The following is a 14,289-nucleotide window of genomic DNA, read 5'->3' on the forward strand; positions in this document are numbered from 1 at the left end:
TCACTATTTTTATTAGGTTGTTTAAAGTTATTATTATTTTTCATTTCTTCATCCAAACTATTTCCTTTATATCTATTGTTATAATCTAAAGAATTTTTATCATATGTTTTTGGTTGTGATTCCCTTTGTTTATTTGTTTCAGAATTTAAAGAGTTATTATTATCTTGATTTTTCATTTGTTCATTTAAACTATTACCTTTATATCCATTTATATTATTTAATTTATTATTATTATTTTCCATAATATCACTTTTGTTATTGTCTTTTATTTCATTTCCTAAACTTAAAGATTTATTATCATTAAAATCATCTGCTATTTTATTATTTTTAGCTTTTAATGTACTTAAATCATTTTCATTATTATTAATCATACTATTATTTTGTTTATTTTTTGTATTCATATTTTCTTTATCATTGTTTTTATTATCTATATTTGAAGAACTATTACTTTTGTAATTATTCATTTCATTCTGAAGATTTTTATCTTTTATATTAGAATTATTTTTTAAATTATCTTGTTCTTGCAATGATGAACCTTTTCCTTTATTTATTCCTACTATTCCTCCTAACATACCAGCACCTATATTAGCAGATGTTCCTGCAGCTTTTCCTACCAATTTTGCGCCACTAGAAATAGTTTTTCTACTAAGGCCTAACCCTTTAGCAACACCATAAGCACTCATTACTGTTCCAAATCCGCCTCTTAAACCAGCATCTATGCCTAAAACTTTTTCTATTATATTAGGTCCATCAATAACCGCTATAGACGCTCCAATTTGAACTAAAATTTTTGCTAAATTCTCTGAGCTAAAACCTAATCCAACTTCAACATTTCCCATTTTAGATCCAATCCAAGTTGTAAAAATAATATATAACTTAACCATTATTGCTGTAGCAAATAAAACTGCAAAAATAGATAGTATATTCTTTAAAATTTCTCTTATTTTTTTTCCATCATCTATATCTGCAAAAGCAAAAAGTATAGCAAAAAGCTTATTAAATGCCAATTCAAATAATAATCTAGCTACCTTTAATGCTACACAAAGTAAAGTTATTCCTGTTGCACCAAGGGATATTATTACAATAATAAAGTCAATATTATATCTATAATATTGTTCATCTAATTTAAACCATCCTTTATCTAAATTTACAATTTCATTTTCTCCTCTATCATTCATTGTAACTTTTTTATTAAAAATATCCTTAGTAATTACTCTAGAATCTTCTATTTTTTCATTAATATCTATGTTTAATACTTTATCTTCTTTTAAATTATTTTTTTGTTTGTCCAATTGAAATCCATTTTTATCTAAGAAATATAAATCAAATAAATTATTTTTTATTAATTGAATAACATATTTATGTAAATTTTTTTTATTTAAAATATAACCTATAGTAAAAAAAGATATCCAATTTAATACATCTAAATATTTGTTATCTATTGAAATTATATTTAGATAAGATAACATTATATTAATTGGAGTAATAATAAGTAATACAGACAGTAATATATTACTTTTCTTTATTACATAAAAAACTATAAACATACTTATTAATACTGTAATAAAATAATATAAACTTCCATATCCAAAAATAAACTTAATATAATCAATAAAATTCATTTCATTGCTATTTTCCCCCAATATAGAAGTAATAACAAATATTACTGTTGAACAAATAAACCACGGTATAACTAAATTTTTAATCTTTTTTTTTATTAATTCATTAAATGAATCTTTATTATATGCAAATAAAAAATCTGATAAAATAAAAAAACCTACAACTCCAATTGTCCCTAAAATTGACCAAATATTATTTAATAATTTATATGAACTTTTTATTGGACAATGAGCTATTAAAACACTTATTATAAAACATCCTCTACATTTACTAATTATTTTATTCATAATTTATCTCTCTTTTTTTATTTTAATTAGTTGAAATTTTTATTAATTTTATAATATTAGCATCATCTTTTCTATTATTTTTAAATTCATAAATTCTTTTAGAATTTTCATTATTAATAATTGCCTTTGACCATTCTTTAAAATTATTATGTTTACAATATGTAACACCTGTATAGTTTTTTAAAGCATTTCTAGCATATTGAATATCTGATACAATAATATATTTTCCAAAATAAGCAGCTTCTAACAATGGTAATCCTACAGTTTCAAGATAACTAGGAAACAAAACAATATTGCAATTTTTATAAAAATCAACTAAGCTCTCAAATTTAACATTCCCCAAAAACACCACTTCTTTTTCCATATTTAATTCTTTTATTTTTTCAAAAAATTCTTTATTTGTATCTTTTTCTATTGTTAAATATAATTTAAACTTTATATTAGGCTTAATCTTTTTTATTTCATTTAAAGCTTCTATTAATATTTTATGATTTTTATACTTTGTATATCCTGCTGGATATAGGAGCTTTAATTCATTATCTTCACTTAAAAATTTATTATTATTTTGTTGTTTAAACTTTTTTAAATTTAATTTTGGTTCTATTACATATACATCCTTAGGATTAAATTTGTGAGCTTTTATAACTTCTTTCTTCATCCAATTACATTGAACAATTATTATATTTTTTACTGTTGTTATACCTATTAAACATTTATATATATATTTATAGAAAATATATCTTTGTTCTTCTTTATTTAAAATATTCCATTTAATTTCTTTGTTATAAGGTATAGCTTGATGAATATATGTCATCTTAGGTACATTTTTAAAAGACATAATTCCTGTATTTTGAAGTGAAATTATTAAATCAGGATTTATACTATTCTTTTTTGCCCAAAATTTCATTCCAAAAATATCCCATTTTATTCTATCAATCCATTTTTTTGCTTTTATATTATTTACAATATGTATATTTTCTGTTTCAAACTCTTTTAAATCGATACTACAAAAAATATAAAATATATAGTTGTTATCAAGATTTTTAGTTATATTCTTAATAAATTCTTTTAAAATAGTTACAGCTCCACACATTGTTGCTGCCGTATCATTTACAAAAATTATCTTTTTCATTTCTCTACCTAATTTTTAACTTTCTTTTCATAAATCTTAGAATCTACTAAGAACCTATACCAATAAGCTTGTAAAAAATGAAATATTTTACCTTCTTGTCCATCTAAAAATCCTAATTTAATATAATATCTATAAAGATAATATAATTTCGCCCTTGTAAATAATGGTATTTTATAAAACACTTTATTTTTTAACCAACGTCTTTTCATATTTTGTTTATCTGCTAAAGTGCTTAAGTCATTATTTCTATTTAAATAAGCTTTTAGTTCCTTATTTGAATACCAATTATGTTTATCAATCCATTGTGTTAATGTATTATTACTGTTATTAATAAAATCATTGTTAAATTTAATTATTTCCCCATATTTTACTACTATATGTTCATCCATTTCTCTTTTTTCTGAATAAGCTGATCCTGTTCTAAATAATCTTAATAAATGCAATGGATATATTCCTCCATGTTTTATCCATTTTCCCATAAAGTAAACTCTTGCTTTTAAAACTATTCCTGATACATTATTAGGAATGTTATCAATCTTTTCTTTTATTTCATTTATTAATTCGTCTGTAAATTCTTCATCAGCATCAACTCTTATAATCCACTCAGTATTAATATTTGAATTTTCTAAAGCCCAATTAAATTGTTCGGAATGATCTATAAATTTTCTTTGAACAACCTTTACTTTTAGTTTTTCGCATAACTCTAAAGTTTTATCTGTACTATAACTGTCAATAATAAGTATATCTTTACAAAATCTTTTTAAATTATTTATACATTTAACAATATTCTTTTCCTCATTTTTTGTTAAAACTATAGCTGTAATATTTGCCATATTGTTTACTCCTATCTACTTTCTCCATATAAACTTATTAATCACAGAAGTATATCCTTGAATTATATTCACAACCTTTATAGAAACATTAGTATCTGTATAATCATGAGCTTTAATTACCTCTTCTCCTAATGTTCTCTCCTTAGTTATAACTTCCATAGCTTGAGTTATACTATCAAAGGTTATTCCTCCTAATATAACTGAACCTTTATCTATAGCTTCTGGTCTTTCTGTACTTGTTCTTATTGATACTGCTGGAAATCCCATAATACTTGATTCTTCTGCTAGTGATCCACTGTCTGATAATACACAAAAGGCTTCTTTTTGAAGTTTGTTATAATCATAGAACCCAAATGGCTTTAATTGTTTTATATTTTCATGAAAGTTAATTCCTTTTTCCTCTATTCTCTTCCAACTTCTTGGATGAGTTGAATATATTACTGGCATATTATAAATTTCTGCTATAGAGTTTAATGCATCTATTAAATTTTTAAAATTTTCATTATTGTCTATGTTCTCTTCTCTATGAGCACTTACTAAAATATATTTACCTTTTTGCAAGGTTAATCTTTCTAGTACATCACTTTCATCTATTTTATCCATATATTTTTTAAATACTTCTGGTAGTGGTGAGCCTGTAACAAAGGTGTATTCTTTCCTCATACCTTCTGATAATAAGTATCTTCTTGCATGTTCTGTATAAGCCATATTAACATCACTAGTAACATCTACTATTCTTCTATTAATTTCTTCAGGAACATTTTGATCAAAGCATCTATTCCCTGCTTCCATATGAAATACTGGAATTTTTAATCTTTTTGCTGCAATAGCACTTAAACAACTATTAGTATCACCTAAGATTAATAACGCATCTGGCTTTTCTTTTTCTAATATGTAATAACTTTTTGATATTATATTACCCATGGTTTCTCCTAAGTCATTACCTACAACCCCTAAAAAATAATTAGGTTCTCTTAATTCTAATTCTTTAAAAAATACATCATTTAATGTATAATCCCAGTTTTGTCCTGTATGAACTAATATGTGTTCAAAATATTCATCACATTTTTTTATTGTTTCTGCAAGTCTTATAATTTCAGGTCTTGTCCCTACTATTGTCATTACTTTAAGCTTTTTCATTACTATACCTCCAAATAAATAGTATCTGGTTTTTCCTTATCAAAAATTTCGTTTACCCACATAACTGTTACCATGTCTTTATCTCCAGTATTCTCTATACTGTGTGTATAACCTACAGGTATGTCTACCACTTCTAGTTTTTCTTCACTTACTTTGTATTCTATGATTTCATCACTATCTATTTTTTTAAGCTTTATAATCCCTTCACCACTAACTACTAAAAACTTTTCATTTTTCGTATGGTGCCAGTGATTTCCCTTTGTTATTCCTGGTTTAGATATATTTACTGATACTTGTCCTCTATCTTTATTTTTTATAAACTCAGTAAAAGAACCTCTATCATCAATATGCATTTTTAATGGGTAACTAAATTTATCTTCTGGTAAATAACTTAAATATGTACTGTATAACTTCTTAGTTAATTCATTTTCCATATTAGGAATACTTAAAGTTTCTCTACTATTTTTAAAAGAATTTAGTAAGTTAACTATTTCTCTAAGTGTAGCTTTATGTTCTACATCCACAGTTAAAAATCCACTTAAAGCCTCATCTTTATTATCCATAGTATGTATAATATTTCTTACTACATCATCTATATAAACTAAAGTTAACTCCTTATTTCCATCTGAAACCCATACTTTTTCATCTCTAGCAATATTATGACAGAAGGTAGCTACGGCTGAATTATAATTTGGTTTACACCACTTACCAAATACATTAGGTAATCTATATATAAAAACTTTAGCTCCAGTATCATATTTATAAGCTAATAGAGCCTCTTCAGCACCTTTTTTACTTTTTCCATAAGCATTATCTAAATCTGCTTGTATAGAAGAAGTTATTAAAATAGGGCTATTCTTTTTATACTCCTTTAATATTTTTACTATTTCCTCTGTTAATCCAGTATTGCCTTGAAAAAACTCACTTTCATTTTTAGGTCTATTTATGCCTGCTAAATGAATTATAAAATCTGACTTTTTAACACCTTCAACTAATTCCTCTTTAGAATTCTCTTTATCTATTGAAATTACTTCATAATTCCCTAATTCATTTAATTTAGCTATTAAATTCTTACCTATAAATCCATTAGCTCCCGTTACTAATACTTTCATTTTAAATTCTCCTATACTACTGCTACTTCTTCTAAAGCTTCATCATTTTCTGAATTTTCTTCATTAAACTTTGCTAATTCCTCTCTAATATAAGGTAACTTTAATAACATCTTTTTAACTTCTTCCACATTTATTCTGTTTGTGTTATCTGAATTATATTCTTCTTGGTTTCTTCTTGAACCATTACCTTCAGTAAAGTACTTAGCATAATTTAAATCTCTATTATCTGATGGAATTCTAAAATAATTTCCATGGTCTTCTGCTTTAACAAACTCCTCTTTAGTTAAAAGAGTTTCATAAGCTTTCTCTCCATGTCTAGCTCCTATTATTTTTATTCCTACCTCTGAATTAAAAAGCTCTTTTAATGCTGTAGCTAATTCTAGAATAGTACATGCAGGTGCTTTTTGAACAAATATATCTCCCTGATTACCATTTTTAAAAGCATATAATACTAAGTCAACAGACTCTTCTAAAGACATCATATATCTTGTCATTTCTGGATCTGTTACTGTTAAATCCTTACCTTCTTTCATTAATTCTACAAATAAAGGAATAACTGATCCTCTTGATGCCATAACATTTCCATATCTTGTTCCACAAAATACAGTTTCATCTTCATGAGCTGCTCTTGCTCTTGCTACCATAGCTTTTTCTGCTAATGCCTTTGATATACCCATAGCATTTACTGGATAAACTGCTTTATCTGTACTTAAAAGTATTACCTTTTTAACTCCATGTTCTATGGCTGATTTAAATACATTATCCGAACCTTCCACATTGGTTTTCACCGCTTCCATTGGGTAAAACTCACAAGAAGGAACTTGCTTTAATGCGGCCGCATGAAAAACATAATCCACACCCTTCATTGCATAATTTAAACTTTCAATATCGCGTACATCACCTATGTAATATTTAACCTTATCATTTTTAATATGGTTTCTCATATCATCTTGTTTTTTTTCATCCCTTGAAAAAACTCTTATTTCTTTAATATCTGTATCTATAAATCTCTCTAGAACAGTATGTCCAAAAGAACCTGTGCCCCCTGTTATTAAAAGTACTTTGTCTTTAAACATAAAACACCCTCCCTTGCTAATTTAATATTATGTTTAACTTTTTTAATAATTTATATCGTGTAAAATTTTCTTCAAAATACTTTTTCCCATTATTACCCATAGTTTTTCTTTGTTCTTCATTCATTTTATGTAGTTTCATTACATTATCATATAATCCTTCATAATCTTCTGCTTCTGTAGTAATACCAGAATTACTTTCCTTTATTACTCTGTTTCCTTCTCCACTTATAGCTGCTAATATAGGTTTACTTGCTGCCATGTAAGATTGTACTTTTGCTGGTAAAGTAACCTTTAAAATTTCTTCATCCTTTAAAGTAACAATAAGTGCATCTGATTGAGAAAAATATTTAGGCATATCTTTAGAAGGTTTTCTTCCAAATAATTTAACAGTTTCATGTAAACAATAATCTTTTACAAGGTTTTTTATACTTTCAAACTCACTTCCATCCCCTATTATGTGCCACTTTATTCTTTTATGCTCTTTTGCTAAATTCGCAGCCTTTATAATAGTATCTACACTTTGAGCTTTTCCAATATTCCCTGCAAAAGTTACTATAAAATCTGTTTTATTTAAATCTATATTCTCATTTTTATTACTGTAAAAATCTTCTGCCCATTGAGGAAAATACTCTAATTTATTTTTATTAATTCCTTCTTTTATAAATATATTTTCATATCCCTTAGAAGCTAATAGCAATTTATCAAAAGCTCCGTATATTCTATTACAAATTCTCTTCATTAAACTTCTTACTCTTTTATTTGATATATTTACTATGGAATAAAAAGTTTCTGGCCATAAATCTTGTACATATATATATGAAGGAATTTTTTTTATTTTAGATAAAATTATAGCTGGCACTGCTGAAGTTATAGGGGATACTTGAAAAACAAATACTCTATCATATTTTTTAAACAATGTAACAGCTTTTAATGACGCCATTATCATAAATGAAATATAATTTAAAGCTAACATTAAAGCACTATTTTTTCCTCTCGGCACCATAGGCACCCTCATAACTTTCATACCCTTATATTCTTTAGGTCTTTTTTTAAATAAAGAATAACCTTTAAATATTTTTCCCTCTGGATAATTAGGTAGTCCTGTTAATACTTCAACTTGGTGTCCTGCTTCTTTAAGTCCTTCACATATATCATTAACTCTAAAATCTTCTGGCCAAAAATATTGAGTTACTACTAATATTTTCATCTATATTACATCCTTAATATTAAATCTCATATTAACTTTTCTACTAATTTTTTCAGAAGAATATATGTTATCACTTATAAGCTTTATGGTATTTTCATGTATAAATTGTTTTCCCATAATCTTTTTATTTACATTATGTAATACCTTAAATAAAAATTTAGGAACTTTTAATTTTGCATATCTAAACCCTATAAACTCTAATAAATCATTAAAATCATATATAACATTATCTGATATATTGTATATAGAACATTTTTCTTTTTCTGAATTATTAATTATATAATTTACTGCTTCATAAATATTTCTTATATTACATAAACTCAGTTTTTGACTTCCATCTCCTACCTTATAAGGGATACCCTTTACCTTACTTCTTCTTTCTATATTTAAAGTAAAATCTTTAGAATAAACTGGAGCTAATCTTAAAATAGAATAATTTTTATTATAATTTTCTATTATATAATCTTCTGATTTTTTCTTTGCTATGGCATAGGGACTTTTAGGATTACATGAATCTATTTCTATGTAACTATCCTTATTTAATTTTTCTCCATAAACAGATATAGTACTTAGAAATATAAAGTTTTTAAGATTTAAATATTCTTTGCTTAAATCTACTAAATACTTTGTTGCTTCATAATTAACCTTCATAAATTTATCATAAGATAAATCATTTCCCTTATTATGAGCTAATGCAGCACAGTGAATAATTATATCTATATCTTTATTTTCTTTTATAATACTTTCTAGTTTATTTTTATCTGTAATATCACAAGAATAATATTTACAACACTTTTTAAATTCTTTTCTTTTTCCTATTCCTATAACATTATTATTAATTTTTAAGTATTCATTTAAATAACTTCCTACTATACCATATACACCTGTAATTAAGATCTTCATTTAATCACCATTTCTATACCTTTATCTATCAATTGTCTTTTGTGTTTTAACACCTTCACTAACACCATCACTTTTTAAAACTTTAAAAACAGTTAAAAATATTATTTTAAAATCCATAAAAAAGCTGTGAATTTTTCTATACTCTTCATCTAATTTAACTTTGTCTAGAATCTCTATTTCATCTCTTCCATTTATTTGAGCCCATCCTGTTAATCCAGGTACTAATTTATGTACTCCTAACTTTGTTCTTAAATTAATTAAATCATATTGATTATAAAGAGCAGGTCTTGGACCAACTAAACTCATATCACCTTTTAATATATTTATTAACTGTGGTAATTCATCTAAGCTTGTTTTTCTTAAAACTTTTCCAATAGGTGTTATAAAACTTTCTGCATTTTTTAATAAGTGGGTAGCTACATTAGGTGTATCAATTCTCATAGTTCTAAATTTTAATATTTTAAATTCTTCATTATTTTTTCCTATTCTTCTTTGTTTAAAAAATATAGGACCTTGTGATGTTGCTTTTATTATTATTGAAATAATACATATTATGGGTATCAAAATTATTAATGAAATTAAACTTATAATAAAATCAAACGCTCTTTTCATATAAACTCTCCTATGCTTTTATTCTATTTGGTAGCATAGCAGTTTCACTAAATAATATGTCTTCCCCTTTTTCTTTTTTTTCTTTACTCTGTTTATTTTTTCTAAAGTAAGTAGGTACAACTTTTTCAATTTTGCATCTTAATTGTTCACCATTTCCATACTTACTTAAATGTAATAATTCATTTATATCTTCTTTTAATTTTTCTAAATCAAATTTTCCTGGCTTACCTATAAATATTTTCTTATGAGGTGTTTCTTTTAATCCTTCTTCATCCATAAGAAGTTCTTCATATAACTTTTCTCCTGGTCTAAGACCTGTTATTTCTATGTCTATTTCCTCATAAGGTTCATATCCTGAAAGTTTTATTAAGTTTTTAGCTAAATCATGTATTTTAACTGGTTTTCCCATGTCTAATACAAATATTTCTCCCCCTTTTGCATAGGCTCCTGCTTGAAGAACAAGCTGAGCTGCTTCTGGAATAAGCATAAAGTATCTTGTTATATGCTTGTTTGTTAGAGTTATTGGCCCACCTTCCGCTATTTGTTTTTTGAATAATGGTATTACAGAACCATTACTACCAAGAACATTTCCAAATCTAACTGCCACAAATTCTGTTTTACTTTTACTATTTATAGCCCTGATTCACAGACAGTTATTTTACAATAAATTACTTTACTAATGAAAAATATTTCGATTTTAAAATACCAATCAAATTTATTACTTATTTTCAATATATAGGGTCTACAGCGTATAACTCAATAAAGTATTTTATATTTTTATTAAATTTTAAATGTTTATCACAACTCATAAATTAAAAAAGAAAATTTCAGATAATATTTTTTCCTACATTGATAGTAAGCTCTTTTTATCCACTTAAGTCCAGATCTAAATAAACTATAAACTCTTCTTTCTTTTCCTTTTAACTTCCTAGTTACTGATATAATTTTATTTTTCTTATTTTTCATACAAATAGTTCCTATTGATATTACAAAATAATAAGCTATACTAATACACAAATATAAGTTCTTTATAAATGTTATATTTTTACTCCAAGTTTCTTCAAGATTAAATCCACCACTTTTAAAATCTTTAAATGTTTCTTCAATTTCAAACCTTCTTTTATACCTTAAAATTGCTTTAGGTCCATCGATATTATTTGCAATATACCAAGCATCATCACTATCGGAATCTTTATTAATAGCAAGATTACAAACATGCTCTTGAGCTGACAACTTTACATCATAAAAATATTTAGCTCTTGATTTGGTTAGCTTTATATCAGAAAGCACCTTAATGTTAGGCTTATTTTGTATTTCGATAAGCATGTCCTTAGTACATCTAATACAGTAATACCACTTTAAATCTTCTTCTATAAATTTAAATAAATCTATAGATTTAAAACCTCTATCAGCTAAAATGGTAACTTCAAAATTATAAGGTTTTAAAATTGAATATACAAAATTCAAACCTTCTTTAACATAGGTAAAGCTTTTATTACCTTCTTCTTTATATCGGAATACTTTATACCAAAGTGGCACCGATCTTTTTCCTACTCTCATTACAAATTGAAGTATTACAAACTTATCTTCAATTGTTGTATGATCAACAATAACATCAATTTTATTGTTAAAATTTTTATAGTTCTTCAAAGCATTGTATATGAAAAATCTATAAATTTCTTCTGAATCAAATTTATCATTAAGTAAGAATCTATAAATTCTTTTGATTTTACTTGCTTCTGTACCTTCTGAATAGTTATCTTTCAATTCTTGAGCTATATTTGAAACTAAAACTGACTCTCCTATAACTATTCCAAAGACTAAAGCAGCTAAATTTTTTAATCTATTCAAAGATAATGGAACCATTTTTTCTAGATTTTTAAGTAAATTTGTAGTAATATATTCTTGGTCATTTATTTTGATCATTAAAAACCATCCTTTTTGTTTATTTTTTGTTTTTGCAAATAAATTTTACACTAAAAAGTGATGGTTTTTTATTATTTTCAAAATTATTTTTTTATAGAAACTCATAATTACATAAATTGGATTATAAGTGTCCGTGAGTCAGATTTATAGCCTGTATTATCATTTCACATATTCTTTTTGTAGCACCCATAACATTTGTTGGATTAACTGCTTTGTCTGTTGATATTAAAACAAATTTATCCACACCGTATTTACTAGCTGCCTCTGCCACATTTAATGTACCTACCACGTTATTTTTTATGGCTTCTTCTGGATTAAATTCCATAAGTGGAACATGTTTATGCGCTGCTGCATGAAAAACAACTTGTGGTTTATACTTATCAAATACATTTTCTATTTTCAGTTTATCTCTTACAGATGCTATTACTACTTTTTGGTTAACATTTGGAAATACTCTTGATAATTCATTTTGTAATTCATATGCGTTATTTTCATAAATATCTAATATTATTAACTCTTTTGGATTAAAATAGGCTATTTGTCTACAAAGTTCTGATCCTATAGAACCTCCTCCACCAGTTACTAATACTCTTTTGAAATTTATATATTTTTTTATATTTTTTTTATCTAATTTCACTTCCTCTCTACCTAGTAAATCTTTAAGATCCACATCTCTCATTTTAGTTAAATTAACTTGTCCTCCAATCATTTCATAAAGTCCAGGCATAAGTTTAACTTTTGTTTTTGTTTCATGACATAAGGCTATTATTTCTTTTTTATCATCTGAACTTAAACTTGGAATTGCTATAAGTATTAAATCCACATTATTATTCTTTACAGCTTCTTTAATATACTTTCTATCTCCTAAAACTTTAACTCCATTTATAAAAGTTCCTATTTTGTGCTTATCATCATCTATTACTCCAATGGGCTTAAATCCAGCACCTGATTCTCTTTTCATTTCTGTTAAAACAATTCTTCCACAAGCACCTGCTCCAATTATAAGCACATTACTTTTAGGAATTTTATTTAATAATGTTCCATATAAAGACATTCTTCTATATACTCTAAAAGAAAGTCTAAAACCAATTAATAAAACTGTTATAAATATTCCTGACATCAATGTAATCATTACTGGAATACCATTACTAATGGTAGTCATAAAGATTAAATTAAATCCTACTCCTAAAAAACAGGCTATAACTCCTCTCATAAACTCATCTATGCCAGCTAATCTCCATAAGCTTCTATACATTCTCATAAATATTAAAGGAACAATATATAGTAAAACTATAATAGGTGCATATTTTATATATACATCTAGCTTTTCATAGGAAAAGTTAAAAGAATGTTTTATAAAAAAACTAAAAGCATAAGCTATGTTAATAAAAAAGATATCTACTAAAAATAACAGTAAAACCTTAATCCTCCTTAAACTTTCCATTTTATCCCTCCCCCATTATAAATAAAGAAATATTAAATTTCTTTTCTATAATTCATCTTGTTTTGGTATAGCTCCTATAACGGGTATATTAAAATAATTCTCCACATCTTTTCTGCTTTTAAATGTATTATCTAAGTATTCTAATAAAAAAATTATTCCTAAACTAATCATAATTCCTAAAATAAAAGCAATTACCATATTTAATAATTTATTTGGACTTACTGGTGATGTAGGTATTTCAGCTTTTTGTATAACTTGTACATTACCATTTTCAACTAATTCATTTGCTTTATGCATAAACTCATCACTTATAGCATTTAAAACTGATACCACTTCTTCTTTATTTCCACTCTTAAATTTAATTTCTAATATTTGAGTATCAGCTCTTGGTACAACAGTTAATCCTGCTAATATTTCTGAAGTTTGTTTATTTATATTATTATTTTTCATAGCATTAGTTATAAGATCTGATGTTTGAACTACTTCTGCATATGTTTTTATTAAATTTTGATACATCATTACATCATTATTGTCATAACCTTTTTCAGATGAAGAAGATTGTTCTTTACCAATAAATAATTTAACTATACCTTCATACTGTGGCTTAATTACAAAAAAACTTATTATTCCTGAAGCTATTGTCAATAATACCGTTAGTATAACCATGAGCTTCCATCTTTTTTTTATAGCTTTAAAAATATCATTAAAACTTATAACCTGTTCCCCCATATATACCTCCTTATTTTTAATAAAAAGTAAATTAAAATACAAATACTCATATTAAATACATAATTGTATATAAATTATCAAAATAAATTTTTTATCCATTCATAATTTATTTTGTAATAAATTTAATATTAATACTAATTAACCATTTTAAAATATATTTGTATTTTTTTTCAATTACATATTAATTTTATCAAATGAAAAGTTTTATGTTAATTTCGTTCGTTTTACATTTTTCTACATTTAATGACTATTTCTTTCTATAAAAATA

The 14,289-nt window shown here is 25.2% G+C and carries 12 protein-coding genes and 1 pseudogene; all 13 read right to left on the bottom strand.

The window, feature by feature from the left end; translation table 11 throughout:
* The coding region (locus GBZ86_RS06535) for a pLS20_p028 family conjugation system transmembrane protein (protein WP_152888915.1) at window positions 1-1,907 on the bottom strand (1,907 nt) is incomplete at its 3' end.
* A gap of 22 nt (window positions 1,908-1,929) precedes the next feature.
* A complete protein-coding gene (locus tag GBZ86_RS06540) occupies window positions 1,930-3,039 on the bottom strand; it encodes a glycosyltransferase (protein WP_152888916.1) in 1,110 nt (369 codons plus the stop codon).
* Window positions 3,040-3,047: 8 nt separating this feature from the next.
* Complete coding sequence (locus GBZ86_RS06545; protein ID WP_152888918.1) at window positions 3,048-3,872, bottom strand: glycosyltransferase family 2 protein; 825 nt, start codon at window positions 3,870-3,872, stop codon at window positions 3,048-3,050.
* A 15-nt stretch (window positions 3,873-3,887) separates the two neighbouring features.
* Window positions 3,888-5,012 carry a non-hydrolyzing UDP-N-acetylglucosamine 2-epimerase gene (gene wecB / locus GBZ86_RS06550; RefSeq protein WP_152888920.1) on the bottom strand — a complete coding sequence of 375 codons (1,125 nt, stop codon included), beginning with the start codon at window positions 5,010-5,012 and terminating at the stop codon, window positions 3,888-3,890.
* Window positions 5,013-5,014: 2 nt separating this feature from the next.
* Complete coding sequence (locus tag GBZ86_RS06555; RefSeq protein ID WP_152888921.1) at window positions 5,015-6,124, bottom strand: polysaccharide biosynthesis C-terminal domain-containing protein; 1,110 nt, start codon at window positions 6,122-6,124, stop codon at window positions 5,015-5,017.
* A gap of 11 nt (window positions 6,125-6,135) precedes the next feature.
* Window positions 6,136-7,200: a polysaccharide biosynthesis protein gene (locus GBZ86_RS06560; RefSeq protein WP_152888923.1), complete on the bottom strand. Its 1,065-nt coding sequence runs from the start codon at window positions 7,198-7,200 to the stop codon at window positions 6,136-6,138.
* Between the two features lie 16 nt (window positions 7,201-7,216).
* Window positions 7,217-8,407, bottom strand: a complete 1,191-nt coding sequence (locus GBZ86_RS06565; RefSeq protein WP_152888925.1) for a glycosyltransferase family 4 protein — start codon at window positions 8,405-8,407, stop codon at window positions 7,217-7,219.
* Window positions 8,408-9,310: an NAD-dependent epimerase/dehydratase family protein gene (locus GBZ86_RS06570; protein WP_152888927.1), complete on the bottom strand. Its 903-nt coding sequence runs from the start codon at window positions 9,308-9,310 to the stop codon at window positions 8,408-8,410. It lies immediately after the preceding gene.
* A 21-nt stretch (window positions 9,311-9,331) separates the two neighbouring features.
* Window positions 9,332-9,922, bottom strand: coding sequence for a sugar transferase (locus GBZ86_RS06575; RefSeq protein ID WP_152888929.1), 591 nt, complete (start codon window positions 9,920-9,922; stop codon window positions 9,332-9,334).
* Window positions 9,923-9,932: 10 nt separating this feature from the next.
* Window positions 9,933-10,565 (bottom strand): annotated as a pseudogene (locus GBZ86_RS06580) (polysaccharide biosynthesis protein); the annotation flags it as partial.
* A 155-nt stretch (window positions 10,566-10,720) separates the two neighbouring features.
* Window positions 10,721-11,848 carry an IS4 family transposase gene (locus GBZ86_RS06585; RefSeq protein WP_152888931.1) on the bottom strand — a complete coding sequence of 376 codons (1,128 nt, stop codon included), beginning with the start codon at window positions 11,846-11,848 and terminating at the stop codon, window positions 10,721-10,723.
* 121 nt (window positions 11,849-11,969) lie between these two features.
* A complete protein-coding gene (locus GBZ86_RS06590) occupies window positions 11,970-13,292 on the bottom strand; it encodes a polysaccharide biosynthesis protein (RefSeq protein ID WP_152888933.1) in 1,323 nt (440 codons plus the stop codon).
* A gap of 45 nt (window positions 13,293-13,337) precedes the next feature.
* Entirely contained in the window at window positions 13,338-14,021 is a 684-nt protein-coding gene (locus GBZ86_RS06595; RefSeq protein ID WP_152888935.1) for a YveK family protein, read from the bottom strand.
* Window positions 14,022-14,289: the final 268 nt, after the last annotated feature.

The sequence above is a fragment of the Clostridium tarantellae genome (genome assembly GCF_009295725.1).
Lineage (GTDB): Bacteria > Bacillota > Clostridia > Clostridiales > Clostridiaceae > Sarcina > Sarcina tarantellae.